The sequence below is a fragment of the Nocardia sp. NPDC127606 genome (assembly GCF_042671725.1).
Lineage (GTDB): Bacteria > Actinomycetota > Actinomycetes > Mycobacteriales > Mycobacteriaceae > Nocardia.
The window spans coordinates 272,600-297,920 of sequence record NZ_JBHXWQ010000008.1 but is presented as its reverse complement, the minus strand read 5'-3'; the positions used below and the strand labels follow the sequence as shown (position 1 = coordinate 297,920).

Annotated in this window: 24 protein-coding genes; 16 read left to right on the top strand and 8 right to left on the bottom strand. The window is 67.8% G+C overall.

From position 1 onward, the window contains the following. Positions 1–2 precede the first annotated feature (2 nt). Together ACFVJ5_RS29455 and ACFVJ5_RS29450 are read left to right on the top strand one after the other, a co-directional pair. Positions 3–413, top strand: a complete 411-nt coding sequence (locus tag ACFVJ5_RS29455; RefSeq protein ID WP_379225033.1) for a bleomycin resistance protein — start codon at positions 3–5, stop codon at positions 411–413. Between the two features lie 168 nt (positions 414–581). Then, entirely contained in the window at positions 582–1,787 is a 1,206-nt protein-coding gene (locus ACFVJ5_RS29450) for an LCP family protein (protein ID WP_379225031.1), read from the top strand. Here the strand turns inward: ACFVJ5_RS29450 and ACFVJ5_RS29445 are convergent, their stop codons facing one another. Together ACFVJ5_RS29445 and rpsT are read right to left on the bottom strand one after the other, a co-directional pair. Then, entirely contained in the window at positions 1,788–2,042 is a 255-nt protein-coding gene (locus ACFVJ5_RS29445; RefSeq protein ID WP_378637424.1) for a hypothetical protein, read from the bottom strand. Between the two features lie 110 nt (positions 2,043–2,152). Next, positions 2,153–2,413: a 30S ribosomal protein S20 gene (gene rpsT / locus ACFVJ5_RS29440; protein ID WP_056821462.1), complete on the bottom strand. Its 261-nt coding sequence runs from the start codon at positions 2,411–2,413 to the stop codon at positions 2,153–2,155. 308 nt (positions 2,414–2,721) lie between these two features. Here rpsT and ACFVJ5_RS29435 point away from each other — a divergent pair, with 308 nt between their 5' ends. The 4 genes from ACFVJ5_RS29435 to ACFVJ5_RS29420 all read left to right on the top strand — a co-directional run bounded on the left by ACFVJ5_RS29435 (position 2,722) and on the right by ACFVJ5_RS29420 (position 7,011). Continuing rightward, the gene (locus ACFVJ5_RS29435; protein WP_379225125.1) at positions 2,722–4,347 is read left to right on the top strand and encodes a circularly permuted type 2 ATP-grasp protein; all 1,626 of its coding nucleotides are present in this window, start codon (positions 2,722–2,724) and stop codon (positions 4,345–4,347) included. Positions 4,348–4,351: 4 nt separating this feature from the next. Continuing rightward, positions 4,352–5,329, top strand: coding sequence for an alpha-E domain-containing protein (locus tag ACFVJ5_RS29430; protein ID WP_378952873.1), 978 nt, complete (start codon positions 4,352–4,354; stop codon positions 5,327–5,329). Then, complete coding sequence (locus ACFVJ5_RS29425) at positions 5,326–6,168, top strand: transglutaminase family protein (protein ID WP_101463948.1); 843 nt, start codon at positions 5,326–5,328, stop codon at positions 6,166–6,168. Before ACFVJ5_RS29430 ends, ACFVJ5_RS29425 begins: the two co-directional genes overlap by 4 nt. A gap of 66 nt (positions 6,169–6,234) precedes the next feature. Then, positions 6,235–7,011 (top strand): aquaporin, encoded by a 777-nt coding sequence (locus ACFVJ5_RS29420; RefSeq protein ID WP_379225028.1) that lies wholly within the window; start codon positions 6,235–6,237, stop codon positions 7,009–7,011. 55 nt (positions 7,012–7,066) lie between these two features. Here the strand turns inward: ACFVJ5_RS29420 and ACFVJ5_RS29415 are convergent, their stop codons facing one another. After that, positions 7,067–7,618 carry a type II toxin-antitoxin system PemK/MazF family toxin gene (locus tag ACFVJ5_RS29415; RefSeq protein ID WP_358187042.1) on the bottom strand — a complete coding sequence of 184 codons (552 nt, stop codon included), beginning with the start codon at positions 7,616–7,618 and terminating at the stop codon, positions 7,067–7,069. 125 nt (positions 7,619–7,743) lie between these two features. Between ACFVJ5_RS29415 and lepA the strand changes: the two genes are divergently transcribed. Next, a complete protein-coding gene (lepA, locus tag ACFVJ5_RS29410; protein WP_379225025.1) occupies positions 7,744–9,618 on the top strand; it encodes a translation elongation factor 4 in 1,875 nt (624 codons plus the stop codon). A 19-nt stretch (positions 9,619–9,637) separates the two neighbouring features. Here lepA and ACFVJ5_RS29405 read toward each other — a convergent pair whose 3' ends face one another. Genes ACFVJ5_RS29405 through ACFVJ5_RS29395 form a run of 3 tightly spaced genes read right to left on the bottom strand, consistent with a single transcriptional unit; the run spans position 9,638 to position 12,080 of the window. Continuing rightward, entirely contained in the window at positions 9,638–10,924 is a 1,287-nt protein-coding gene (locus tag ACFVJ5_RS29405) for an ATP-binding protein (protein ID WP_379225023.1), read from the bottom strand. Continuing rightward, entirely contained in the window at positions 10,921–11,613 is a 693-nt protein-coding gene (locus ACFVJ5_RS29400) for a response regulator transcription factor (protein WP_379225021.1), read from the bottom strand. The genes ACFVJ5_RS29405 and ACFVJ5_RS29400 overlap by 4 nt, the downstream gene beginning before the upstream one ends. A 35-nt stretch (positions 11,614–11,648) precedes the next feature. Then, positions 11,649–12,080 (bottom strand): hypothetical protein, encoded by a 432-nt coding sequence (locus tag ACFVJ5_RS29395; RefSeq protein WP_379225019.1) that lies wholly within the window; start codon positions 12,078–12,080, stop codon positions 11,649–11,651. A 284-nt stretch (positions 12,081–12,364) separates the two neighbouring features. Here ACFVJ5_RS29395 and ACFVJ5_RS29390 point away from each other — a divergent pair, with 284 nt between their 5' ends. Both ACFVJ5_RS29390 and ACFVJ5_RS29385 read left to right on the top strand, forming a co-directional pair. Further along, on the top strand, positions 12,365–14,419 hold the full coding sequence (locus ACFVJ5_RS29390) for a hypothetical protein (RefSeq protein ID WP_379225017.1): 2,055 nt from the start codon (positions 12,365–12,367) through the stop codon (positions 14,417–14,419). A 44-nt stretch (positions 14,420–14,463) separates the two neighbouring features. After that, positions 14,464–16,266: a hypothetical protein gene (locus ACFVJ5_RS29385; protein WP_379225015.1), complete on the top strand. Its 1,803-nt coding sequence runs from the start codon at positions 14,464–14,466 to the stop codon at positions 16,264–16,266. 4 nt (positions 16,267–16,270) lie between these two features. Here the strand turns inward: ACFVJ5_RS29385 and ACFVJ5_RS29380 are convergent, their stop codons facing one another. Further along, positions 16,271–18,238 carry a glycoside hydrolase family 15 protein gene (locus ACFVJ5_RS29380; protein ID WP_379225013.1) on the bottom strand — a complete coding sequence of 656 codons (1,968 nt, stop codon included), beginning with the start codon at positions 18,236–18,238 and terminating at the stop codon, positions 16,271–16,273. 140 nt (positions 18,239–18,378) lie between these two features. Here ACFVJ5_RS29380 and ACFVJ5_RS29375 point away from each other — a divergent pair, with 140 nt between their 5' ends. Continuing rightward, positions 18,379–18,615 carry a hypothetical protein gene (locus ACFVJ5_RS29375; protein WP_379225011.1) on the top strand — a complete coding sequence of 79 codons (237 nt, stop codon included), beginning with the start codon at positions 18,379–18,381 and terminating at the stop codon, positions 18,613–18,615. A gap of 111 nt (positions 18,616–18,726) precedes the next feature. Here ACFVJ5_RS29375 and ACFVJ5_RS29370 read toward each other — a convergent pair whose 3' ends face one another. After that, positions 18,727–19,776 (bottom strand): M48 family metallopeptidase, encoded by a 1,050-nt coding sequence (locus tag ACFVJ5_RS29370; protein WP_378637452.1) that lies wholly within the window; start codon positions 19,774–19,776, stop codon positions 18,727–18,729. Between the two features lie 74 nt (positions 19,777–19,850). Between ACFVJ5_RS29370 and ACFVJ5_RS29365 the strand changes: the two genes are divergently transcribed. The 6 genes from ACFVJ5_RS29365 (at position 19,851) to ACFVJ5_RS29340 (ending at position 25,316) form a co-directional block, all read left to right on the top strand. Continuing rightward, complete coding sequence (locus ACFVJ5_RS29365) at positions 19,851–19,940, top strand: Ms4533A family Cys-rich leader peptide (protein ID WP_019045829.1); 90 nt, start codon at positions 19,851–19,853, stop codon at positions 19,938–19,940. Between the two features lie 210 nt (positions 19,941–20,150). Beyond that, entirely contained in the window at positions 20,151–21,203 is a 1,053-nt protein-coding gene (locus tag ACFVJ5_RS29360; RefSeq protein WP_379225009.1) for a sulfate ABC transporter substrate-binding protein, read from the top strand. 92 nt (positions 21,204–21,295) lie between these two features. Continuing rightward, entirely contained in the window at positions 21,296–22,147 is an 852-nt protein-coding gene (gene cysT, locus ACFVJ5_RS29355; protein WP_379225123.1) for a sulfate ABC transporter permease subunit CysT, read from the top strand. Next, positions 22,144–22,950, top strand: a complete 807-nt coding sequence (gene cysW / locus ACFVJ5_RS29350) for a sulfate ABC transporter permease subunit CysW (protein ID WP_379225007.1) — start codon at positions 22,144–22,146, stop codon at positions 22,948–22,950. The genes cysT and cysW overlap by 4 nt, the downstream gene beginning before the upstream one ends. Beyond that, the gene (locus ACFVJ5_RS29345; RefSeq protein ID WP_379225005.1) at positions 22,947–23,942 is read left to right on the top strand and encodes a sulfate/molybdate ABC transporter ATP-binding protein; all 996 of its coding nucleotides are present in this window, start codon (positions 22,947–22,949) and stop codon (positions 23,940–23,942) included. Before cysW ends, ACFVJ5_RS29345 begins: the two co-directional genes overlap by 4 nt. A gap of 369 nt (positions 23,943–24,311) precedes the next feature. After that, on the top strand, positions 24,312–25,316 hold the full coding sequence (locus ACFVJ5_RS29340; protein ID WP_379225121.1) for a diiron oxygenase: 1,005 nt from the start codon (positions 24,312–24,314) through the stop codon (positions 25,314–25,316). The last annotated feature ends 5 nt before the right edge of the window (positions 25,317–25,321 follow it).

Genomic DNA, 25,321 nt, shown 5'->3' with positions numbered 1-25,321 from the left:
TGGTGCCGCGACTGATCCCCGAACTCATTTGCTCGGACCTCCAGTCCAGCGTGGCCTTCTATCGACTGCTCGGATTCCGGATCCGGTACGAGCGCCCCGAAGAGCGATTCGCCTATCTCGAGCGTGACGGCGTCGATCTCATGCTCGAACAGCCGACCGACCACGACCGGCTCTACCCGCGTGCCTCGCTCGAGCATCCGTACGGGCGAGGGATCAACCTGACCATCGACGTCGACGACGTGGCCGAATTGCACGCCGCGCTCACATCGACCGGCCGAGACCTCTACCTCGCACTGGAGGAACGCTGGTACCGGCGGGCCACCGACGAGGTCGGGGTGCGCCAGTTCGCCGTGCAGGACCCGGACGGCTATCTGCTGCGGATTTCGCAGGACCTGGGTACTCGCCCCCACTGAACAGGCGCGCCGCACCGCCATCCAATCGGGATCCAATCGCGATGTCCGGTCGCTCTCGCGGCTGGCACAGTTGATCATGAGATGGTTGAGCCGAGTGGTAGCCGGGATGGACGAGGCGGGCGCGGTCGACGCGGTCGGGGATCGGCGGGGCGGGTAGCGCGGCGGGTGGTGAAGGTGGTCGCGGCGGTGTTGTCGGCCGCGGTGGTGGTGGTCACGGCGTATGGGTGGTCGACGGCGGGGAGTTTCGATGCGGGGTTCCTGCGGTCGCGGGCGATCGGTGACGACGCCCCGCATTCACTCGGGGGCGATCTCAACATCCTGCTGATCGGACTGGATACCCGGCGTGATCAGAACGGCAACGAGCTACCCGCCGAGGTCCTCGATCAATTGCACGCGGGCGACGGTGACGAAGGCGGATACAACGCCAATACCCTGATCCTGGTGCACATTCCGGCCGCGATGAACAAGATCGTCGCGGTGTCGATACCCCGCGACGACTATGTGCCGGTCACCGGGATCCCGGGTTACACCCACGCCAAGATCAAGGAGGCGTACGGGTTGAAGAAGGCGGCCGTGCAGGATCAGCTGATCGCGCGGGGCGTCACCGATCAGCGAAAGCTGGAACAGGCGGGCCGGGAGGCGGGGCGGGCCTCGACCGTCGCCGCGGTCCGGGATCTGACAGGTGTGCCGATCGACAGGTTCGCCGAGGTGACCCTGGCGGGCTTCTACGATCTGGCCGCCGCGCTGGGTGGCGTGGAAGTGTGTTTGAACAAGCCGGTGCAGGACTTCGAGTTCTCCGGCGCCGATTTCCCCGCGGGCCGCCAGCAGCTGAGTCCCGCACAGGCGCTGGCGTTCGTCCGGCAACGACACGGGCTGGAGAACGGCGACCTGGACCGAACCCACCGGCAGCAGGCATTCCTGACCTCGGTGGCCCGCCAGCTCCGCAGCGCGGGCACCCTCACCGACCCGGGCAAGCTCTCGGCGCTGATGGATGTGGCGCATCGCAATATCGTGCTGTCGGACGGCTGGAGCATGACCGAATTCGTCCGCACGCTGGGCGCCGCCGACGATCCCGAGGTCGAGTTCCGCACCCTGCCGGTGCTGCGCTACGACGTGATCAACGGCCAGGACGTCAACATCGTCGACCGGTCCGCGATCCGCCGTGAGATGGCCGCGGCCTTCGGTATGCCGGTACCGACCTCCACCACGGCCAAGCGCACCGGACAACGCACGGAACCACCTGCCGCCTGGTCGTCGGAGTCGACCGCGGGCGCTTGGCAGACCAGCACGACCACATCGGAGACGGAGACTCCCGACGCGGGCAAGCCGGTCCGCAGCGACATCACCTCGGGGCAGGTGTCCTGCGTGAACTGACTACTCGCCGGCGACGACCAGCGAGACGTCCACATCCTCGTCGTCGTCGAGGTCGTCGTAGCGTCCCTCCCACTCGTCGTAGAGGGGAACCTCGTCCTCACGGGTGACGATCCACGCGGCGCCGTAGCCACCGTCCTCGTCGGGCACCATCACATTTTCGACCTTGAGACCGATACCCAGGATCTCCGCCGCGCGGATCACCTCGGCCAGGTCATCGCCTCGTACCACCGTCTGATTCGCGTACACCGTCAACATGGCGCGAATGGTAGCCGGTGGAAGGGAACGACAAAAGCCGCCGTGGTCATCGAGGCCACGGCGGCTGCGTCTTGCGAAGTATTGCCAGCGAGCACCAGGCCCGCCGTTGATCAGATCTTGTTCAGAGCCAGCGCGAGCGCGGACTTCTTGTTGGCCGCCTGGTTGGCGTGGATGACGCCCTTGGACGCGGCCTTGTCGAGCTTGCGGCTCGCGAACTGCAGCTGCTCGGCAGCCTTTTCCTTGTCACCGCTGGAGGCAGCTTCACGGAAGTTGCGGATCGCGGTGCGCAGCGCGGACTTGACCGACTGGTTGCGCTTGCGCGCTTCCTCGTTGGTACGGATCCGCTTCATCTGGGACTTGATGTTGGCCACGCCTGTATCCTCTGGTTTCCTGTCGCTGGGTGGTATTCCTTGAAAGCTCGTCGGGCGCGCGCCCACGATGCAGCAGATGGTGCTGAACTACGGGTAACACCGCGCCGAAGATCGAGGTTACCAGCTCGCCATCCCCCGGCGAAATCGGCCCTCATCCGGTCGACCGGGGAGTCGACGCCGATTTCACCCGTTTCAGGTGATGCAAAGAATTTACCTGTGTCACACACGACCCTGCTGCCCGGTGATGCACAGTTTTTGTCATGACCTCCACCACTGCGCCGAGTACGGCTCGATCTGCATCACCGGCGATGGTGAGAACGAACGGCCATCCGGCAGCCACCCACACCGGTTTGTTCGAGGGATATGGCCCGGGCCGCTTCGCCGACGCGTTCGACGAGATGTTCGACGCGTCGGGAAAGGTACGGGCGCCCTATAAGGGCATCCACGCCGCGATGGCCGCTAATGATGTCGATGACCTGGCCAAACGATCGGACGCGCTGGACCGCGCGTTCATCGACCAGGGCATCACCTTCTCGCTGTCGGGCCAGGAGCGCCCGTTCCCGCTGGATCTGGTGCCGCGGGTGATCGCCGCCGCGGAGTGGGCCAAGCTCGAACGCGGGATCAAACAGCGGGTCACCGCGATGGAGCTGTTCCTGGCCGACGTCTACGGCGAGCAGAACATCCTGCGTGATCAGGTGATTCCCAAGCGTCTGGTCACCTCGTGTGAGCACTTCCACCGCGAGGCCGCCGGGCTGGTCCCGCCCAACGGCGTGCGCATCCACGTGTCCGGTATCGACCTGGTCCGCGACGAGAAGGGCGACTTCCGGGTGCTGGAGGACAACCTGCGCTCGCCGTCGGGGGTGTCCTATGTGATGGAGAACCGGCGCACGATGGCCCGGGTCTTCCCCGACCTGTTCTCCTCGCACCGGGTGCGCGCGGTGGGCGACTATCCGGGCCACCTGCTGCGGGCGCTGCGGGCCTCCGCGGCGCCCAACGAGGTCGACCCGACCGTGGTGGTGCTCACGCCGGGCGTGCACAACTCCGCCTACTTCGAGCATTCGCTGCTGGCCCGGCAGATGGGTGTCGAGCTGGTGGAGGGGCGCGACCTGTTCTGCCGCGACAATGTCGTCTACATGCGCACGACGGCGGGGGAGCGTCAGGTCGATGTGATCTACCGGCGCATCGACGACACGTTCCTCGACCCGATGCACTTCCGCCCCGACTCCGTGCTCGGCGTCGCCGGCGTGCTCAACGCCGCCCGCGCGGGCAATGTGGTGATCTCGAGCGCGGTCGGCAACGGTGTCGGCGACGACAAGCTCATCTACACCTACGTGCCCAAGATCATCGAGTACTACCTCGGCGAGAAGCCGATCCTGCCCAATGTCGACACCTTCCGCTGCTGGCTGGACGACGAACGCGAGGAGGTGCTCGACCGGGTCGGTGAACTGGTGGTGAAACCGGTCGAGGGTTCCGGTGGCTACGGCATCGTGATCGGGCCGGACGCCTCGCCGCGCGAGCTGGAGGCGATCAAGCGCAAGATCAAGGCCGACCCGCGTGGCTGGATCGCCCAGCCGGTGGTGCAGCTCTCGACGGTGCCGACCAAGATCGGCGACGATCTCGCGCCCCGCCACGTGGACCTGCGCCCGTTCGCCGTCAACGACGGGGAGGACATCTGGGTGCTGCCCGGCGGTCTCACCCGGGTCGCGCTGCCGGAGGGCTCGCTGGTGGTGAACTCGAGTCAGGGCGGCGGCAGCAAGGACACCTGGGTGCTGGCCGGGCGCGCGGGTTCGGTCGACCGGGAGCTGGCCGGACCCGAACTGGTCAGTGAACCGCCGCAGGCGGATTCGTTCGAGCTCGGCCGCGAACTCAGCACGCCGCAGGCCAATCAGCAACAGCAGCAACAACAGCAGACACAGCGGTTGATCGGGGAATAGAGACATGCTTGCTCGAAACGCCGAATCCCTCTACTGGATCGGCCGATACGTCGAGCGCGCCGACGATACAGCGCGCATCCTGGACGTGGCAGTACACCAACTGCTCGAAGACGCCACCGTCGACGCGGACCGCACATCCCGCGTGCTGCTGAAGGTGCTCGGCATCGAACCGCCCGAGGGCCTGCGCCTGGACGTGTGGTCGGTCACCGATCTCGTCGCCTACAGCCACGACCACGGCGTCTCGATCAGTGACTCCATCACCAAAGCCCGCGAGAACGCCCGCGGCGCACGCGAAGTCACCTCGAGCGAGATGTGGGAGTGCCTCAATGCCACCTACAACGGCATGGCCGCGGCCGAGCGGGCGGCGCGTGGTCTGGGCCCGCACGAGTTCTTCTCCTACATCAAGGGCAGGGCGGCGATGTTCACCGGACTGACCGACTCGACCCTGAGTCGCGACGACGGCTACCGCTTCCTGCTGCTCGGGCGGTCCATCGAACGCGTGGACATGATGGTGCGCCTGCTGCTCTCGCGCGCCGGTGACAAGACCTCCTCGCCCGCCTGGGTGACGGTGTTGCGCTCGGCGGGCGCGCACGACACCTACCTGCGCACCCATCGCGGCGCCCTCGACGCCGCCAGGGTCGCCGAGTTCATCCTGATCGACCGTCTGTTCCCGCGTTCGGTGTTCCACACGCTGCGCGTTGCCGAAGCCTGCCTGACCGAGCTCGATCAGCGGCCGGGCAGTCGCGTCGGCGCGCGGCACGAGGCGCAACGGGTGCTCGGGCGCGCGCGCAGCGAACTCGAGTTCCTGCCGCCGGGAGTGTTGTTGGAAGATCTGCAGAGCCGCTTGCTCGCCCTGCAGAAATCGTGCCGTGAGCTCAGTGAAGCCGTGTCACGCCAGTACTTCCATGCCGCCCCGTGGGTGGCGTGGACCGACGTGCGCAGCAAGCAGGACGGCCGCGTGCAGGTTGAGGGAGAGCTATGAGTTGGCGGATCAGGGTGGTGCACACCACCGGTTATGTCTACGACGCGCCGGTGACGCGCTCGTTCAACGAGGCCAGGCTCACCCCGCGCGCCGACAGCAGGCAGAACGTGATCCTCAATCGCGTCGAAACCGTGCCCGCCACAAGGGCTTATCGCTACACCGACTACTGGGGCACCGCGGTCACGGCCTTCGACCTGCACGCACCGCACACCGAACTCGAGGTGACCGGGTCCTCGGTGGTCGAGACCGAACCGTTCGCCGAACCCACCGAGGAACTGAGCTGGGACGAACTGCAGGGCGGGCGGGTCATCGACCGGTTCGACGAAATGCTCAGTCCCACCGCCTATGTGCCGCGCGATCGCAAACTGTCGACCGTGGCGCGTCAGCTCTCGCGCGGTGAGGAGCCGGCCAAGGCGGTGGTGCGCGCGGCCGAGTGGGTGCACAAGGAGATGGACTACATCGCCGGCACGACCTCGGTGCACACCTCGGCACTGCAGGCCTTCGCCGAACGTCGCGGCGTGTGCCAGGACTACGCCCACCTGACGCTGGTGTTGTTGCGCAGCATGGGAATTCCCAGTCGCTATGTGTCCGGCTATCTGCATCCGAAGCCGGGCGCGGCGATCGGCGAAACGGTGGCGGGCCAGTCGCACGCGTGGATCGAGGCGTGGACCGGGCAGTGGTGGGGCTACGACCCGACCAACAATCTCGCCGTCAACGAGCAGCACGTGTCGGTCGGCGTCGGTCGGGACTACGCCGATGTGCCGCCGCTGAAAGGCGTGTTCTCCGGCGGCGGCTCGACAGACCTGGAGGTCGTTGTGGAGGTCACCCGGCTCGCGTAGTGTCCGAGAGGCTCGTGCGGACCCCGCTCGCCGCGGGGTTGATTCCTCCCGGAGAGGTGGCGGCCGATGTCTCCCACTGCACAGGAACTCGTCGAAATCGAAGTCGTCCCGGAGCCGAAGAAGTGGGCGGCCGAGGGGCTCGGCACTTTCATCCTCGTGATCTGTGGCGTCGGCACGATGGTGCTGGCGGGTGATCGGGTGGGCCCGCTCGGTGTCGCCTTCGCTTTCGGGCTGTCGCTGATGTTTCTGGTCTACGCGATCGGGCCGATCTCGGGCTGCCATGTCAACCCGGCTGTCACGCTCGGGCACATGTTGCTCGGGCGGATCAGCGCGATCGGCGCGGTGGGCTATGTGATCGCCCAACTGGTCGGCGCGTTCCTTGCCGGACTCGTGCTGTTCGCGTTGGCCAACAACCTGCCCGCCTACGACCGTCCGGTCGACGGTCTCGGCGCCAACGGCTGGGGCGCGCACAGCCCGTCGGCGGTGACCGGTCCACTCGGTGAGGTGGTGGTGCAGAACGGGTACGGCTTGGCGGCCACCATCATCATCGAGGTGATGCTCACCGCGCTGCTGGTGTTCGTGGTGCTGGCCTCGACCGATCAGATCTCCGACGTGCCGCTGGCCGGGCTCTCGATCGGCGTCACGCTCACAGTGATCTACCTGGTCTCGCTGCCGATCGACAACACCTCGGTGAACCCGGCGCGCAGCCTGGGCGTCGCGCCGTATCAGGACGGGGCGATGGGGCAGATATGGGCGTTCATCGTCTTCCCGCTGATCGGCGGGGCACTGGGCGCACTGCTCTACGGCCTGATCTTCGGCCGGTCCAAGGACGTGCACTCCTAGCTTCGAACCATCGAACCCCGACCCGGACGGATCCGGGTCGGGGTTCGATTGTCGTTCAGCTCCAGCTGTATTCGGCCACCAACCGGTGCGCGACCAGGTCGAAGGTCTTGCGCTCGACGATCGCGCCCTCGCGTCGGATGCCGTCCTCCGGCACGTCGAGTACCCGGTCCAGCCGCACCCAGCTCGGCCTGCCGTCGTGATCCCACGGCCCGGTGCCGATGCCCACCCAGTTGCGGTCGTGGGCGCGGTCGGCCTTGGACGACAGCATCAGTCCGAGCAGGGTCTTGCGGTCGCGTCCGACCACCAGCACCGGCCGGTCCTTGCCGTTGGTCGGGTCTTCCTCGAACGGCACCCAGGTCCACACGATCTCGCCGGGGTCGGCGCGCCCGTCGAGCTGCGGGCAGTAGACGATCTGGCGGGCGCGATGCGCCGTCGGCACGGGGGTCGAGGCCGTCGGGCGGACCGCGACGGCGGGTCCCGGCTTGGTCGCCAGTGCGTCCACCAGCTTCTCGAGCAGTCGCGGCCCCTGCTTGCGCACGATTTTGGGCCCCTGCTCCTTGGCGATGACGCCGAGCTGCTTGCCGAGACTGTTCCAACTGCTGGCCATCTGTGAAATATAACGCCGACTCGCACTTCGGTGCACCGGTGACAGGGCCGGGGTTCGGCGGAATGAACAGGTCTACTCACGGTCGGGTGCACCGGTGCGAGTGGTGTAGCTGGGCGCATGGGACGATGGGCGCAGTTCGCCTATACCCCGCGAGGAGTGGAGTGGCTTCCAGTTTTGCCGATACGACGTTCACCGATCCGTCCCGGATCCGGAACTTCTGCATCATCGCCCACATCGACCATGGCAAGTCGACCCTGGCCGATCGGATGTTGCAGCTGACCGGTGTGGTCGAGGAGCGGGCCATGCGCGCCCAGTACCTGGACCGGATGGATATCGAGCGTGAGCGCGGCATCACGATCAAGGCGCAGAACGTGCGGTTGCCGTGGCAGGTCGACGGCACCGACTATGTCCTGCACCTGATCGATACCCCGGGCCACGTCGACTTCACCTACGAGGTCTCCCGCGCGCTCGAGGCTTGTGAAGGCGCGATCCTGCTGGTCGACGCCGCCCAGGGCATCGAGGCGCAGACGCTGGCGAACCTGTATCTGGCGCTGGAGAAGGATCTCACGATCATTCCCGTGCTGAACAAGATCGACCTGCCCGCCGCGGATCCCGATCGCTACGCCGCCGAGCTGGCCCACATCGTCGGCTGCGAGCCGGGCGACGTGCTGCGCGTCTCGGGCAAGACCGGCGTCGGCGTGACCGAACTGCTGGACAAGGTGATCGAGGCCGTCCCCGCCCCCGTGGGCGACGCCGACGCACCCGCCCGCGCGATGATCTTCGACTCGGTCTACGACACCTACCGGGGCGTTGTGACCTACATCCGCGTGGTCGACGGCAAGATCTCCCCGCGCGAGAAGATCAAGATGATGTCGACCGGCGCGACCCACGAGTTGCTCGAGGTCGGCATCGTCTCGCCCGAACCCAAGCCCACCCAGGGCCTCGGCGTCGGCGAGGTCGGCTACCTGATCACCGGCGTGAAGGACGTGCGCCAGTCGAAGGTCGGCGATACCGTCACCAGCGCCCGCAACGGCGCCACCGAGGCCCTCACCGGCTACCGCGAGCCGCGCCCGATGGTCTACTCCGGTCTGTACCCGGTCGACGGCTCCGATTACCCGGATCTGCGCGACGCGCTGGACAAGCTGCAGCTCAACGATGCCGCGCTCACCTACGAGCCGGAGACCTCGGTGGCGCTGGGCTTCGGTTTCCGCTGCGGCTTCCTCGGTCTGCTGCACATGGAGATCACCCGCGAGCGGTTGCAGCGCGAGTTCGGCCTGGAGCTCATCTCCACCGCGCCCAACGTGGTGTACCGGGTGGAGATGGAGGATGGCACCGAACACGTCGTCACCAACCCGTCGTACTGGCCGGAGGGCAAGTCTCGGCACGTGTACGAACCCATCGTGAAGTGCACCGTCATCTCGCCGAGTGAGTTCATCGGCTCGATCATGGAGCTGTGCCAGCAGCGTCGCGGCGAGCTGGGCGGCATGGACTACCTGTCCGAGACCCGCGTCGAGCTGCGCTACACCATGCCGATGGCCGAGATCATCTTCGACTTCTTCGACCTGCTGAAGTCGCGCACCCGCGGCTACGCCAGCCTCGACTACGAAGAGGCGGGCGAACAGGAAGCCGATCTGGTGAAGGTCGACATCCTGCTGCAGGGTGAGGCCGTCGACGCGTTCAGCGCGATCGTGCACCGCGACGCCGCACAGGCCTACGGCCACAAGATGACGACCAAGCTGCGCGAACTGATCCCGCGTCAGCAGTTCGAGGTGCCGATCCAGGCCGCGATCGGCGCGAAGATCATTGCCCGCGAGAACATTCGGGCGATCCGCAAGGACGTCCTCGCCAAGTGCTACGGCGGCGATATCAGCCGTAAGCGCAAGCTCCTCGAGAAGCAGAAGGAGGGCAAGAAGCGCATGAAGACCATCGGTCGCGTGGAGGTCCCCCAGGAAGCCTTCGTGGCGGCACTGTCCTCGGATTCGGACAAGCCCAAGAAGTAGACAAGCCCCAGAACGATGCTCAGGCGCCGGTGCTCACCGGCGCCTGAGCTATTTCCACCCGCAGGCGGACGCCGCCGAGCGGGCTGTGGGCGAGTTCGGCGGTGCCGGAATGCAATGCGGCCTGCTGGCGAACCAGTGCGAGGCCGAGACCGGAGCCGGGAGAGCCGGGGCGTTTGGCGAAGCGGTCGAAAGCGGTGGGGGACAGGTGTTCCGGTATGCCCGTGCCGTTGTCGTCGATGGTGATCTCGGCGCCGTCGGCGGTGGCTCGTGCGGCGACGGTGACCTCGGTGGCCCGGCCGTGCAGGACCGCGTTGGCGACCGCGTTGGTCACGATCAGCATGATCCCGCCGGGTAGCCCGTGTACCGGGACCGGATCGCAGGCGGTGAGGGTGACGTCGACGCCGGGATTCGCGCGGCGGGCGTTCTGCACCGCGCGGTCGAGGGTCTCGCACAGTTCGAACGGTTCGAACGCGCCGTGATCGGTGAGCTCGCCGACGGCGAGACGCTCCAGATCGGTGAGGGTGCGCTCGATCTGGCCCTCGGCGGCCAGCACATCGGCGAGGACGGCGCCGCGCTGATCGGCGGGCAGTTCGGTGCCGGACAGCACCTGCAGGTCGGTGCGCATGGCGGTGAGCGGAGTGCGGAGTTCGTGGGCGCAGACGGCAGCGAAGTCGCGAGCGCTGGCCAGTGCCTGGCGGGTCTCGCCGTGTGCGGTCTCGAGACGTGCCAGCATCCGGTTGATCGCGTCGGAGAGTTCCTCGGCCTCCTTGGCGCCGCGTCCCGATAGCGGCGGCAACTCGTCGAGGGTGTCGATCTCGTGGGTGGCGGTGGCGAGTCTGCGCAGCGGGCGGGCGGCGAATCCGGCCAGCACCCACCCCAATACGGCGGCGACGATCACCCCGGCCACCCCGATGCCGAGGCCGATCAGCTGGCTGCGGGTGATGGCGGCGTCGACGAGTTCGCGATCGGGATCGAGCCGCACCAGCAACCCCGGGGCGCCCTGGACCTGGGCGAGCGCCTCATCGGGTGGGGCGCCGGGGACCACGATGGTGCGCTCACGCGGTATCCCGTTGGTGGGCAACGGAACCGGGGCCAAGGGCTCCTGAAGTTCGGGTGGCTCCGCGGGCGCGCCGTCGTAGCGCTGCGCGATCTGCACCCGCATGCTGGACACGGTCTGATCGAGCTGGCTCGTGCCCGTCACCTTCAGCAGCGCGGCGTAGGTCAGTCCGAGGGTGACCGCGACCAGCGCGGCCACCGCCGCCGACACCAACGCGACCCGGACCCGCAACGACCACGAGGCCCTCACGGCTGATCCCGCAGCACGAACCCGACCCCGCGCACGGTGTGCACCACCCGCGCGACACCGCCTGCCTCCAATTTGCGCCGCAGATACGAGACGAACACATCGACCACATTGGTGTCGGTGCTGAAGTCGTAACCCCAGACGGTCGACAGGATCTGCTCGCGCCCGAGCACGATCCCGGCATTGCGCGCCAGCATCGCGAGCAGCTCGAACTCCCGTTTGGTGAGGTCGACCGGCGCCGAACCCGCGTGCACCCGATGCCCGGTCAGATCGATCACGACCTCGCCGACCTGGATCGTGTCTGCCGACGAGGCAGCGGTGACCGGTCTGCGTCGCAACAGCGCGTGCAGCCGCGCGACCAGCTCGCCCAGGTCGAACGGCTTGGTCAGATAGTCGTCGGCACCACGCTCGAGCGCGGCGATCCGGTCGGTGACCGCGCTGCGCGCGCTGAGTACACAGATGGGGATGTCGTTGCCCATCGCGCGCAGGGCGGTGACCACCCCGACGCCGTCGAGTTCGGGCATGTTCACGTCGAGCACCATGGCGTCGGGGGCAGCGGTTCCCACCAGGGAGAGTGCGCGCGCGCCGTCGGGCGCGGTGATCACCTCGAAGCCGGAGAGCTCCAGGCCGCGCCGCAGCGACGCGAGCACGCGGACCTCGTCGTCGACGACCAAGATCTGCTGTCCCGTCATGCACTCACCCTAGTGTTTTCCGTTGTTTACGCTGGTCAGAACGGTCGTGCGGGCTGGGTGTCGGCAGAACCGGTCTCCGGCGCCGGGACGACATCGGCGAAGCCGCCGGGTGCGGGGACGATGGTGCGCTCACCATCGGGGTGGATCCGCTGACATTCCACGGGACCGTCCACCGACGGGGCGGGGGTGCCCGGGGCCGCGCGCTCGATGTGGATCCGGCCGTATTCCTGGCCGGGCTCACCGGGAACGGCGCGTTCGACACGGACTCCGGGCTCGGCGGGCAGCGGGGGCAGTCCGGGAACGTCCCCGCCGCCCGGCGCGGTGCAGATGATCGTGGTTGCCCGGCCGTCGTCGGGGCGCTCGCCCGGATCGGCGGACGCGACGCCCGTCACAGTGGCGGTGATCACGGCGGCACCGCCGAGCAGTGCGGCGGCCTTGACGCGGTGACGGGTGGAGAGTGCGGTCATGATCGGGCTCCTGACTATGCGTTTCACCGACCTTCTCGGTCGACCGCACTGACGCTAGGGTTCCGATCTTCACGCTCCGTTGAGCAATCGTTAGAGTTCTCTTGGGATCGTGCGCGCCCCTGATTCCCCGGGCTCGCCGAAAGATGTTGCTCGCCATAAGGTGAGCGGGTACCAACCGGCCTGCACGAAATGACAGGCCGACGTCCGGGAAATAGTGTTGGATGGGCCTCACTTCGCCGCTGTTTGTGGTGGGGAACCACAGAGATGCGAGTGTTGGAGCTTTGATGACGCGTGATCTGCCTTTCGACGACGGTGCCGCGCGCGCAGAGGGGTCGGAGGGGTCGGACACGGCCTACCGGATCGCCAACGGCGTAGCCCGGGTGGCCAGGGCCGGCGCCTATGTCACCGGTGGCGCGTTGGTCGCGGCCAACGGGACCACGCGCGAGCCGGGCACCAGCAATGCCGACAGCCGGTACGCGGGCTGGTCGCAGCAGACCGTCCCCACCGATCCGAGCCCGGACGCACCGAGCCCCATCGTGACCTTCCCCGACTTGGCCGTCGAGCCCACGCCCGCCCCCGTAGTACCGCACACGCCGTTCGCCGCGCCGCCGAACTCCGGCGTCACGATGGTCGCGGCGACGAACGAATCCGCCCGGCGCCCAGAGATTCCCGGCTCCGACGGTGATCGTGAATTCCGGATACCCGGCAGTGACGAGCCGTCCAGCGGCATCGGCATACCGGGCTACGGGCACACACCGGCCGGGCCGGGGTACCACGACACCCCGAACCCGCTACCCGGCACCACCCCGGACCCCGGCTTCGATCTGCCCGGTTTCGACGGTCTGCCAGGTCATGGCGATCTGCCCGGTTTCGACCTTCCCGGCGTCGGCAACGGCCTGCCCGGTTTCGACGGTCTGCCGGGCGGTGGCATCGGCATTCCGGGCTATGACGGTCTGCCCGGCAACGGGTTCGGCATCCCCGGCTACGACAGCGTCGGTTTGCCCGGTGGCGATTCCGCCGGCGGCATGTTCGACGGGATCGGCAACCTCGACGGTGCGTTCGACGGTATCGGCGGCATGTTCGACGGTGTCGGCGCGATGGTGACCACCGACTGGCAGGTCGACGTCCACGTCGGGCTCGACGGCGTGTGGGCCACCTCGCAGATGAAGGTCGACGTGCAGGTCGGCCAGGTCGGCGATCAGCTCGACGACTACGGCCAGTGGCTCGGTAACGGGCTGAAGGTTCCCGGCGACACCGCAGGCGCCACAGCGCCCGGGTCCGGCCTCGGCACCTCCTCGTCCGGCGGAACCGGTCTGGGCAACTCGTCGTCGGGGGCTCCCGGCCTGCCCGGTTCGTCCTCGTCGGGCATCGGTCTGCCCGGCACCACGGCGCCCGCTCCGGCGCTCGCGGCCCCCGCCCCGGCCATCGCGGCGCCTGCGCCCGCCCCGGCGACGCCGTTCGCCGCGGCTCCCGCGCACGCGCCGGCCCCGATCGCCCCCGTGCCCGCGCCGGTCGCCCCTGTCGCGCCCGCGCCGGTCGCGGTCAACCCCGTGGTCAGCACGCCGTTGCAGACCACCATCCAGCCCGACGCGGCCTCCACCCCGATCGCGAATGTGTTCGGCCATCAAGCCGTGTCGCCGCTGACCGCGCCCGCGGCCTCGGTGCCCGCGTTGTTCACCCCGGCCACGCCGACGAAACCCGTTGTGCTGCCCGAAGTCTCCGGTGGCAGCCACACCTCGACGACCGTGCCGGTGACGGTTCCCTCCAAGGTCCCGACGGTCGACCTCGACACCCCGACGACGGTGAAGGTGCCGACGGTCACGACCCCGACTGTGCCCGACGTCACCAAGGTGCCGATCACTGTGCCGCCGACCGGCCACACCGGCTCGACCGTCCCGACCAAGCCGACCACTCCCGACGACGACTTCACCACCAAGCCGGGTACCGGCACCGGCGGCGCGACGACCCCCTCCACCGGTGGGAGTACTCCGACCGTCGATGTGCCCAGCCAGACCACCCCGCACACGAGCGCGTCGGTGCCCACCCAGCAGCCGACGGCGCCGACGAAGCAGCCGACCATCGATCCGCCCACCAAGCAGCCGACCGTCGACATCGACCCGCCGACGGTGGTCGCCCCGCCGCCGGTCACCGTGCAGCCGACCGTCGCGCCGGTAAAACCCCCGGTCATCGAGACCAAGCCGATCGCCGCCGAGTTCGACCAGCACGACAGCGGTTACCATGGCGTTTCGGCCGGATTGTTCGATACGGGCTTGGGTGGCGGCGATTTGCACGCCGCCGCGTTTCCCATCGAGCACCATGGGTATGACTTCGTGGTCTGACACGACGATTTCGGCCGTGTCGATGCGACGAGAGTGAGGAACAGGTGTCTGCCGCAGCCGGACTGCAGACCGCGACGGTGAAGCATCCGGATGTGATGGCTCCCGTTGTCGCGCTGGTCGACGAACTGCGGGAACTGGTCCGCTCGGGCGGCCGCAACGACCTCGATGCCCGTCTCGGCATGGTGCGGGCCAGGCTCAGCGATCCGCGGGTCCGGATCGTCGTCGTCGGTGAACCGCAGGCGGGGATGAGCACGCTGGTCAACAGCATGGTCGGGTCCCCGGTCAGTGCCACCGAGGGCAAGCCGAGCGTTCCGGTGATCGTCGAATACGGCCAGGCGCCGAAGGCGACGCTGGTGAAATCGGCGCCGGGTGGCCGGGTCGAACGGGTGCCCGTCGACCCGCTGAATCCTCTTCCCGCCCTGACCGCGCTCGGTGTGTTGCGCGCCGAGTTCGCCGAGCCGAGTGGGCTGCTGGCCGACGGTCTCGTCGTGATGGACGCGCCCGGCTCGACCGCGCACGAGGCGGCCGCCTGGTCGATGATCGCCGCCGCCGATGTCGTCCTCTACGCCGCCGACTCCGCCGCCGAACTCACCGAGGCGCAGCTCGACTACCTGCGCCGGGTCGAGCAGGTGTGCCCGTCGGTGGTCTGCGTACTCACCAAGATCGACCGCAACCCGCAGTGGTCGCTCACCCAGCGGCGCAATCGCGCGCTGCTCGACGGCGCCGGGCTGAACTTCGCGGTGGCTCCCGTCTCGGGTCTGCTGCATCGAGAGGCCGCCGAGCGCGGCGACCAGCAGCGTGACGCCGAGTCGGGCGTGCCCCAGCTCATCGATCACCTGCGGGAATATGTTGTCGCCCAGGCTGATTCGGTGGCCGTGGCGGCCGCGGTGCGCGATATCGCGCTGATCACCGACCAGCTCACCGTCACTCTGCGGGCCGAGTCGGACACGCTGCGCGACCCGCGCAGACGCGCCGAGATCACCCAGCGCCTCGCCGCCGCGCGTACCACCGCCGATCAGCTGCGACAGCGCACCGCCACCTGGCAGGTCACCCTCGTCGACGGCAGTTCCGAGCTCAGCGCCGACATCGAACACGATCTGCGGCACCGGCTGCGCACGCTGGTCCGTGAGGCCGAGGCCGAGATCACCCGCACCGACCCTGCCCGCAAGTGGTCCGATTTCGCCTCCGAACTGGACGCGCGGATCTGTGAGGCGGTCGAGGAGAACTTCGTGATGGCGCACTACCGCGCCGTCGAGCTCACCGAGCAGGTGGCCTCGAAGTTCCCGCCCGACAACCGAACCCCGCCGCTGCCCGAACTGCGGCTGACCAACCCCGGCGAGGTCCTGGAGCCGGTGCAGCCGCTGGAACCTCTCGAAAGCGCCAAAGCCGGTGTGGGACAGCAGCTGCTCACCGCGCTGCGTGGCTCCTACGGCGGCATCCTGATGGTCGGTCTGGCCACCAGCCTGCTCGGCATGTCGCTGGTGAACTGGTATTCCGCCGGCGCGGGTGTGCTGCTCGGCGTGAACGCGCTGTGGGACGATCGCAAGAACCGCAAACACCGCAGGCAGGCCGAGGCCAAGGTAGCGGTCGCCCGCCTGGCCGACGACGTGATCTTCCAGGTGGGCAAGGAATCGCGGAACCGCCTGCGCTCCCTGCAACGTGTGCTGCGCGACCACTACACCGAGATCGCCGCCGAAGTGGGCCGCACCGCCGACGAGGCCCTGCGCGCCGCCGAGGAGACGGGCCTGCGCTACGGCGACCATCGCGAACTGCGTATCACCGAGATCGACGAGGGCCTGCGCACGGTGGCCGGCATCAGAGCCCGCGCCGAACATCTCGCGTATTGACCCCTCAGGAACGGTTGGCCGGGGTGTGCGCCGGTTGGAACTGACCCGCGTTGCGCTGGTCCTCGGCCCGGATCACGTGGGTCACGGCGTTGATCAACGCCAAGTGGGTGAAGGCCTGCGGGAAGTTGCCCAGGTGACGTCCGGTGCGTGAGTCGATCTCCTCGGCGTAGAGGCGCAGCGGGCTGGCCAGTCCGAGCAGCCGCTCGCACAGATCGGTGGCCCGTTCGAGTTCGCCGATCTCCACCAGCGCCGAGACCAGCCAGAACGAACAGATCGTGAACGTGCCCTCCTCGCCTTCCAGTCCGTCGTCGGTGGTGTCGGTGCGGTAGCGCAGCACCAGTCCGTTGACGGTGAGGTGGTCGGCGATGGCGAGCACCGTCGCGCGGATGCGCGGATCGTCGGGCGGCAGGAAACGGGTCAGCACCACCAGCAGCAGCGAGGCATCGAGTGTGTCGCCGCCGTAGGTCTGGGTGAACACGCCCTGCGCGCTGACGCCGAATTCGAGGACGTCGTCGCGGATCTCCTCGGCGATCTCGAACCATTCGGCCGCGCGCTCGTGCTGGCCGTGCAACTCCGCCAGGCGGGCACCGCGATCCAGTGCCACCCAGCACATCACCTTCGACGAGGTGAAGTCCTGCGGTTCGCCGCGGACCTCCCAGATCCCGCGATCTGGTTTGCGCCAGTTCGCGATCGCCGCGTGCACGGTGCGTTCGAGCAGCGGCCACAGCGATTCCGGCACCTGCCCGCGCGACTTCACGTGCAGGTACACCGCGTCGAGCATGGTGCCCCAGATGTCGTGCTGGTCCTGGTCGTAGGCGGCGTTGCCGACGCGGACCGGTCGCGCGCCGTCGTAGCCGGACAGATTCGGCAGCTCGTATTCGGTGATCTGCCGTTCGCCGCCGATTCCGTAGAGCACCTGCAGGGGGACCGCGTCCCCGTTCTCACCGGTGGTGACGTCGTTGAGGAAGGCGAAGAAGTCGTTGGCCTCGCGGTCGAGCCCGAGGGTGTACAGGCCCCACAGCGCGAAACTCGCGTCCCGCACCCAGGTGTAGCGATAGTCCCAGTTGCGGTGTCCACCAGGGGTCTCCGGCAGTGAGGTGGTGGAGGCGGCGAGGAGCGCACCCGTCGGCGCGTAGGTGAGCCCCTTGAGGGTGAGTGCGCTGCGCTGCAAGTAGCTGCGCCACGGATGGTCGGGGAAATCACCCTGGGTGATCCAGCGCCGCCAGCACTCGGTGGTCGCCCACATCTTCTGCGCGGCCTCGTCGTAGGTGGCGGGCGCGGGCAGTTCCGACCAGGTGAGCGCGACGAACACCTGGTCGCCCTCGGCCATCCTGGTGCGGGCGCGTGCCTCCCTGCCCTCCAGGCCGAGGCGCAGATCGGTGGTGAGAATCAGCGACGGCGCACTGTCGGGATCGCTCGACGCCCGGGCGGTCGCCTGCTCGTAGACCTTGCCGGTGTACTCCCACTTGGCTCCGCCCTGGTGATAGTCGAACGAGGGCTGGCAACTCATTTCGAGTTCGACGGTGCCGCTCACACATTTGACCGTGCGCAACAGGATGTGTTCGGCGTCCCAGTCCATCGGAGTGCGCCGGTGGGTCTTGGACCGGGCGATGTTGTTGTGCCACGGGCCGAGTACCAGCGTGTCGCGCACGATCAGCCAGCCGGTTTCGGTCTGCCAGGTGGTTTCCAGGATCATTCCGCCCGGCAGGTAGCGCCGCGCCGCGGGCACGTTCGTTCCGTAGGGGCCGATCCGGAAATGCCCGGCGCTGCGGTCCAGGATCGCGCCGAAAACGCTGGGGGAGTCGGGGCGTGGCACGCACATCCACTCCACCGAACCGCTGCTGGCGATCAGGCAGCTGGTCTCACAGTCGGACAGGAAGGCGTAGTCGTCGATCGGGGGAAACGCGCCGCGACGGCCGCTGGAGGACACCGGACTCAGAATCGGCAGGCTGTCAGCGCTGGAAGACTCCATACCCCATCATCACGGCGGTGCGGGCGCGCGTCCACCGCTGCGGGCGGCGATCTCGGCGGATCCGCCGGTCGTGGCCGGGAATTCGCCCGCGACCATGCGGACGGCGAGGGTGTTCACGGTGACCGACTAGGCTGGACGGCGTGCAACGCATCGCAGGTTGGTGGGACGGCTTCGAACTCTGGGTAGCCGGGCTGCCCTTCATTCCGCAGTTTCTCGTGGTGCTGGTCGGCATGGTCCCGATCAGCTTCGCCATCGCCTTCCTGCTCGACCGCAGCCTGCGCATGGCCTTCCGGGTGCTGCGCCGCGACGATCGCACCGAACCGCCCGTGCCGGTCACCCTCGCCGAGCGCCCGACTGTCGGCAGCGGTGCCCGCTGATGCCACGTTCTCGCGTCCAGCTCGCGCTCATCGCCCTGCTATTCCTGGTCGTCATCGCGTGGTTCTTCACGCGGTAGTCGGCGCGGGCACCGGCCCGCGCCGACACAGCAGCTAGTTCTTGCGCCAATCGTCGAAGCGTTTGCCCAGGTCGGAGACCGTGCGACCGACTTCCTGGCCGACCGTGTTCACCGCCGAGCCCACGTCGCGGCCCAGGTCGCGCACCGTGCGGACCAGCAGGTCCTCGGACTGGTCGAACGACTCGCGGTAGTGCCGGGTCGCCTCCTTGACCTCGTCGCTGATGCGCGCGTTCTTGTCCTGCTCGCGACGCGGGTAGCTGCCGCCGAGCACCCGCTCGTACTCACCGGACTGGATCCAGCGGCGCAGCTCGGCCGCACGCAGCACCGAGAACGGGTGCGACTGCAGTTCCAGGTTGAGCAGCTTGAGTACGCCGTCGCGCAGGTCACCCGAGCGCATGTAGTCGTCGGCCTGGTCGAGGAACGCGCCGTGGTTCATCTCGTGCAGCCACGCGCCGCCCGCGGTCTTCATGTGCACGCGCACCGAAGCCTCCACGTCCTGGCAGCACAGCAGCCCCGCCCGGTCGCCGGACAGCTCCGACTTGCGGCTCCACTCCATCAGCGCCGCCACGATCGCGCGCAGCGCCCAGCCGCCCACCGGCATCCAGCCGACCGAGGCCGACAGCCGCATCAGGTGCATGAGCATCGTGCGGTACACCGCGTGCCCGGACAGCGCGTGGCCGAGTTCGTGGCCGACCACGAACCGCAGTTCCTCGGTGTCCATCAGTTCGAGCAGGCCGGTGGTGAGCACGATGAACGGCTTGTCCATGCCGATGGTGAACGCGTTCACCGACGGGTCCTGGAGCACGAACATCTCCGGCGTGGACTGGGCGTCGAGCACGCCGACGCAGTCCGCGCGCAACTGGTGCAGGGTGCGGAACTGCCGATCGTCGACCCGCACGGCGGTCGCCAGATACATCAACCGGTGCTGGCGCTCCCGCAGCAATCCCGACAGCGCGCGCAGGACCGTGTCGAAGCCGCTCAGCGAGCGCAGCGCCACGAGCGCGGTGCGGTCGGCCGGGTGTTCCCAAGCGCGCGTGCTGATCTCCGGAAAACGCGTGCGAACCCGGTCTGGAGCCATGGTCATAGGATGAAATCCCCCCTGGTTAGAGAACTCTCGTCGATTGCGATCATCATGTCGTAATCTGCTACAGTCTGCCTGTGTCGTCGAGTGTCGCCCCGCAGATCCGCCATGAGTTGGCGTTGATCGCTGTCGGCAACCTCGCGGTCGCGGACATTCTCTGTCGATGATCGGCCACCGGACTCGTCTGCGCGTTCTTGCCCAGTAGACTGGCGCGCGCTTTCCTTTCGCAGTCGTAGTCCGTAACTCCGGGGGCCATTGGGCCCGAGTCGCGCCAACTGCCGTATATCCACGTACGGCAGGTCTACCGATCGACACGAGTTTCCCTGCCGCCACGATAGTCGTTGCGCCGCAGGTCCTTTCCCGAAAGGTTCACCCCGATGTCTCGCAACACCTGGATCGGCTCGCGCCGCCGCGCCGCCGCCATCGCTGTCACTGCTGTCGCCGCGGTCGCCCTGACCGCCTGCGGCGGTGGCGCCAGCGACTCGACCGACGGCGGCGCTACCGTGGCCGACGGCAGCGGGGGCACCCTCAACCTCTACGCCTACGCCGTCCCGAAGCCGGGCTTCGACAAGGTCGTGCCCGAGTTCAACAAGACCGACGCGGGCAAGGGCGTGCAGATCCAGGCCTCCTACGGCGCCTCGGGCGACCAGTCGCGCAAGGTCAAGGACGGCGCCGAGGCCGACGTCGTGAACTTCTCCGTGGAACCCGACATCACCCGCCTGGTCGACGCCGGTCTGGTCGAGTCCACCTGGAACGCCGACGCCACCAAGGGCATCCCCTTCGGTTCGGTCGTCACCCTGGTGGTGCGCAAGGGCAACCCCAAGGGCATCAAGGACTGGGACGACCTGCTGAAGCCGGGCGTCGAGGTCGTCACCCCGAACCCGTTCAGCTCGGGCTCGGCCAAGTGGAACCTGCTCGCGCCCTACGCCGCCAAGAGCGACGGCGGCAAGAACCAGCAGGCCGGTCTGGACTACCTGTCGCAGCTGGTCTCGCCCGAGCACGTGAAGGTGCAGCCCAAGTCGGGCCGTGAAGCCACCGAGACCTTCCTGCAGGGCACCGGTGACGTGCTGCTGAGCTACGAGAACGAGGCCATCTTCTCCGAGCGCAACGGCGACCCGATCGAGCACATCAACCCGCCCACCACCTTCAAGATCGAGAACCCGGTCGCGGTGCTGAAGAACTCCAAGAACCTGGCCAAGGCCACCGCGTTCCGCGACTTCCTCTTCACCGCCGAGGGCCAGAAGGCGTGGGCGCAGGCCGGCTTCCGTCCGGTCGACCCGAAGGTCGCCGCCGAGTTCGCCAAGGACTTCCCGACCCCGGCCAAGCTGTGGACCATCGATGACCTCGGTGGCTGGAAGGCTGTCGACAAGGATCTGTTCGCGCAGGGCACCGGCAAGGTCGCGGTCATCTACGACAAGGCCACCAAGTAAGCCGTGACCCGGCTCACACGCGATACTGGACAACTGTGACTGACAGCAGTGGGCCCGCCGGGACCGGGGATACCTCCGATCCCGGCGGCGCCGTGAAACTGGACAAGAAGCCGCCGACCTCGCGCGGACCTCGCTGGGCCTGGCTGCGCGTCACCGGGTCGGTGGGCCCGTTCGGCATCGGCGTCGCCGTGCTGTGGCTCAGCATCATCGTGCTGCTGCCGCTGGCGGCGCTCACCGTCAGCTCCTTCGAAGACGGCTGGTCGGGCTTCTGGGACGCGGTCACCGCGCCCTCGGCGCTCGATTCGCTGAAGGTGACGATCGGCGTCTCGGTGATCGTCGCCGTGATCAATGTCGTGATGGGCACCCTGATCGCCTGGGTGCTGGTGCGTGACGAGTTCCGCGGCAAGGGCATCGTCAACGCGCTGATCGACCTCCCGTTCGCGCTGCCCACGATCGTCGCCTCGATCGTGCTGCTCTCGCTCTACGGCCCGAACAGCCCGGTCGACATCCACCTCAACGCCACCCAGCCCGGTCTGGTGGTGGCGCTGGCCTTCGTCACGCTGCCGTTCGTGGTGCGCTCGGTGCAGCCGGTGCTGATCGAGGTCGACAAGGAAGTGGAGCAGGCGTCGCTGTCGCTGGGCGCGAGCAACTGGATCACCTTCCGGCGCATCGTGCTGCCCACCCTGGCTCCGGCGATCATCTCCGGCGGCGGCCTCGCCTTCGCCAGGGCGATCGGTGAGTACGGGTCGGTGGTGCTGATCGGCGGCAACATCCCGCGTGAGACGCAGATGACCTCGCAGTACATCCAGCAGCAGATCGAGGTCGACCGGCCGGTCAACGCGGCCGCGGTGTCGGTGGCGCTGCTGGTGATCTCGTTCGTCAGCCTGCTCGTGCTGCGGATCCTCGCCGAACGCACCTCGCGCAAAGAAGAGGCGGCCCGATGAAACTGTCCGCGTTCACCAGGATCTCGCTGCGCACCATCGCGCTGGCCTACCTGCTGATCCTGCTGGTGCTGCCGCTGGTGATCATCCTGCTGCGCACGTTCGAGCGGGGGATCGGCGCGTTCATCGACTCGATCACCACGCCCGCGGCCATCTCGGCGTTCCAGCTGTCGATGATCATCGTGCTCATCGTGGTGCCGCTGAACGTGGTCTTCGGTGTGGTCACCGCATTGGCGCTGGTCCGGAGCAAGTTCCCCGGCCGCAGCCTCATGCAGGGCATCGTCGACCTGCCGTTCGCGGTGTCGCCGGTGGTCGTCGGTGTATCGCTGATCCTGCTGTGGGGCGCGGGCGGCTGGTTCGGCGGGCTGGAATCGCTCGGCTTCAAGGTGATCTTCAGCCTGCCCGGCATGGTGATCGCGACCATCTTCGTCACGCTGCCGTTCGTGGTGCGTGAGGTGGAGCCGGTGCTGCACGAGATCGGTGACGATCAGGAGCAGGCCGCGGCCACCCTCGGCGCCTCGCGCTGGCAGACCTTCTGGCGCATCACCCTGCCCGCCATCCGCTGGGGCCTGACCTACGGCGTCGTGCTCACCGTGGCCCGCGCGCTGGGCGAATTCGGCGCGGTGATCATGGTCTCCACCGCGCTGCCCGGCAAATCCCAGACGCTCACCCTGCTGGTGCACGGCCGCTACATCAACGACCACAACACCTTCGGCGCCTACAGCGCGGCCACCCTGCTGATGGGTATGGCGCTGATCGTCCTTCTCCTGATGACTCTCCTCGAACGCAAGCGGGGCACCGAATGATCACCGTGACCAACGCGCGCAAGAACTACGGTTCCTTCGCCGCCCTCGACGATGTCAGCATCGATATCCCCGCAGGCCAGCTCACCGCCCTGCTCGGCCCGTCGGGTTCGGGCAAGTCGACGCTGCTGCGCTCGATCGCCGGCCTCGAGTCCCTCGACTCGGGCGTGGTGGTGATCGCGGGCAACGACGTCACCCACGTGGCGCCGCAGAAGCGCGATATCGGCTTCGTGTTCCAGCACTACGCCGCGTTCAAGCACATGACCGTGCGCGACAACGTCGCCTTCGGCCTGACCATCCGCAAGCGGCCGAAGAAGGAGATCGACAAGCGCGTCGACGAGTTGCTCGGCATCGTCGGCCTCGACGGGTTCCAGCACCGTTACCCGGCGCAGCTCTCGGGCGGTCAGCGTCAGCGCATGGCACTGGCCCGCGCACTGGCCGTCGACCCGCAGGTGCTGCTCCTGGACGAGCCGTTCGGCGCGCTCGACGCGAAGGTGCGCACCGATCTGCGGCAGTGGCTGCGCAGGTTGCACGACGAGGTCCACGTGACCACCGTCCTGGTCACCCACGACCAGGAGGAGGCCCTGGATGTGGCCGACCGGATCGCGGTGATGAACAAGGGCCGCATCGAGCAGGTCGGTTCGCCCGAGGAGGTCTACGACCGGCCCGCCAACGAGTTCGTGATGTCGTTCCTCGGCGCGGTCGCCCGGCTCAACGGCCACCTGGTCCGCCCGCACGACATCCGCGTCGGGCGCGATCCGAGCATGGCGATGGCCGAACACGAGGGCACCGCCGAATCGGCGGGCGTCACCAGGGCCACGGTCGAGCGGATCGTGCGTCTCGGTTTCGAGGTGCGCTTGGAACTGCGCAATGCCGCGACCGGTGACCAGTTCGCCGCCCAGGTCACCCGCGGTGATGCCGCGGCGCTGCACCTGACCGAGGGTGAGACGGTGTACGCCCGTGCCACCCGGATCCCGGACCTTCCCCTGTCCTGATCCACCCAGCGACGACCGGGGCCCCGCGACACCTGTCGCGGGGCCCCGGCGCGTTGCCGAGGTGTTCGCCGGCGGTACGCGAGCGTCCGACGGACGCGAATCGGCGCAGGTTAACCGGTACCGGCGGTCCGTCGGCAGGTTCGACGCGCTCGCCGGACAACTATTTTTCGTGTCTCACCGCGGACCCTCGAAGACTGTGCATGACGCAGTGTCACAGGTAGAAGCGCTTTTACTGGCGAGTAGCTTCCTCAGCAGGGCTTTCGCCACGCCGAACACGCGAAATTCGGCAGGGCATGGAGTTGACGTGACTCGGTGTAGGTGTAACCATTGGAAACAGTAAACGTCCCTAGAGGAGAGGCAGTGACGACGATGTCTGCGCCCACCACCCCTGACGTCGATCCTGTAGTCGCGGAGGCTCAGGCGTACGCCGAGAAGTTGCTGATGCTGTCCGAGGCATCGGTCGATCGCCACTTCGACCCGTTCGAGGACATCGACTGGGACGCCCCCGACTTCGACCCGAACTGCAAGCCCGAGCGCTGGGTCCTGGTGACCTCGGCCGACCCCATCGGTCGCCACCCCTGGTACCAGGCGCTGCCGCTGGATCAGAAGATCGAGATCGGCAAGGTCCGTCAGGCCAATGTGGCCAAGGTCGGCCTGCAGTTCGAGGCGATCCTGATCATCGGCATGATGCAGCACATCTTCAACCTGAAGAACAACGACCCGGAGTTCCGGTACTGCTCGCACGAGATGATCGAAGAGCACAACCACACTCTGATGTTCCAGGAGATGGTGAACCGCGTCGCCGACGTGCCGGGCATGAACCCGCTCGTGCGTCAGCTGCGTCACCTGGCCGCCCCGGCCGGTGCGCTGTTCCCGAACTTCTTCTTCATGGCCGTGCTCGCCGGCGAAGAGCCGATCGACCACATCCAGAAGGACATCCTGCGCTCGGGTGACGACATCCACCCGATCATGCGCGGCGTGATGGCGATCCACGTGGCCGAGGAAGCTCGCCACATCTCCTTCGCCCACGAGTTCCTGAAGAAGAACGTTCCCGCCCAGCCCGCGCTCAACAAGGCTGTGCTCTCGATCGCCATGCCGATCGTGATGTTCATCCTCGGCCGCGCCATCGCGACGCCGCCGAAGACCTTCTTCAAGCAGTTCGACATGCCCGCCGAAGTCCGCAAGGACCTGTTCTACGGTTCCAAGGAATCGAAGCGGACCTTCGCCGACTACTACGTCGACGTGCGCGCGCTGGCCGAGGAGATCGGTCTGATGAACCCGGTCGCCCGCAAGGTGTGGAAGCTGCTCGGTATCGACGGCCCGTCCAGCCGGTACCGCTCGGAGCCCAAGCGCTCCGCGAAGCACGCTGCCTGAGACGA

What these genes read in the sequence shown, in the direction of transcription:
- ACFVJ5_RS29340 (WP_379225121.1), top strand. Translation starts at nt 24,312, where the DNA reads ATGTCTGCGCCCACCACCCCTGACGTCGATCCTGTAGTCGCGGAGGCT.
- cysW (WP_379225007.1), top strand. Translation starts at nt 22,144, where the DNA reads ATGAAACTGTCCGCGTTCACCAGGATCTCGCTGCGCACCATCGCGCTG.
- ACFVJ5_RS29425 (WP_101463948.1), top strand. Translation starts at nt 5,326, where the DNA reads ATGAGTTGGCGGATCAGGGTGGTGCACACCACCGGTTATGTCTACGAC.
- ACFVJ5_RS29345 (WP_379225005.1), top strand. Translation starts at nt 22,947, where the DNA reads ATGATCACCGTGACCAACGCGCGCAAGAACTACGGTTCCTTCGCCGCC.
- ACFVJ5_RS29370 (WP_378637452.1), bottom strand. Translation starts at nt 19,776, where the DNA reads ATGACCATGGCTCCAGACCGGGTTCGCACGCGTTTTCCGGAGATCAGC.
- ACFVJ5_RS29400 (WP_379225021.1), bottom strand. Translation starts at nt 11,613, where the DNA reads ATGACGGGACAGCAGATCTTGGTCGTCGACGACGAGGTCCGCGTGCTC.
- ACFVJ5_RS29435 (WP_379225125.1), top strand. Translation starts at nt 2,722, where the DNA reads ATGGTGAGAACGAACGGCCATCCGGCAGCCACCCACACCGGTTTGTTC.
- ACFVJ5_RS29415 (WP_358187042.1), bottom strand. Translation starts at nt 7,618, where the DNA reads ATGGCCAGCAGTTGGAACAGTCTCGGCAAGCAGCTCGGCGTCATCGCC.
- ACFVJ5_RS29445 (WP_378637424.1), bottom strand. Translation starts at nt 2,042, where the DNA reads ATGTTGACGGTGTACGCGAATCAGACGGTGGTACGAGGCGATGACCTG.
- lepA (WP_379225025.1), top strand. Translation starts at nt 7,744, where the DNA reads ATGGGCGCAGTTCGCCTATACCCCGCGAGGAGTGGAGTGGCTTCCAGT.
- ACFVJ5_RS29390 (WP_379225017.1), top strand. Translation starts at nt 12,365, where the DNA reads ATGACGCGTGATCTGCCTTTCGACGACGGTGCCGCGCGCGCAGAGGGG.
- ACFVJ5_RS29420 (WP_379225028.1), top strand. Translation starts at nt 6,235, where the DNA reads ATGTCTCCCACTGCACAGGAACTCGTCGAAATCGAAGTCGTCCCGGAG.
- ACFVJ5_RS29430 (WP_378952873.1), top strand. Translation starts at nt 4,352, where the DNA reads ATGCTTGCTCGAAACGCCGAATCCCTCTACTGGATCGGCCGATACGTC.
- ACFVJ5_RS29380 (WP_379225013.1), bottom strand. Translation starts at nt 18,238, where the DNA reads ATGGAGTCTTCCAGCGCTGACAGCCTGCCGATTCTGAGTCCGGTGTCC.
- ACFVJ5_RS29395 (WP_379225019.1), bottom strand. Translation starts at nt 12,080, where the DNA reads ATGACCGCACTCTCCACCCGTCACCGCGTCAAGGCCGCCGCACTGCTC.
- ACFVJ5_RS29360 (WP_379225009.1), top strand. Translation starts at nt 20,151, where the DNA reads ATGTCTCGCAACACCTGGATCGGCTCGCGCCGCCGCGCCGCCGCCATC.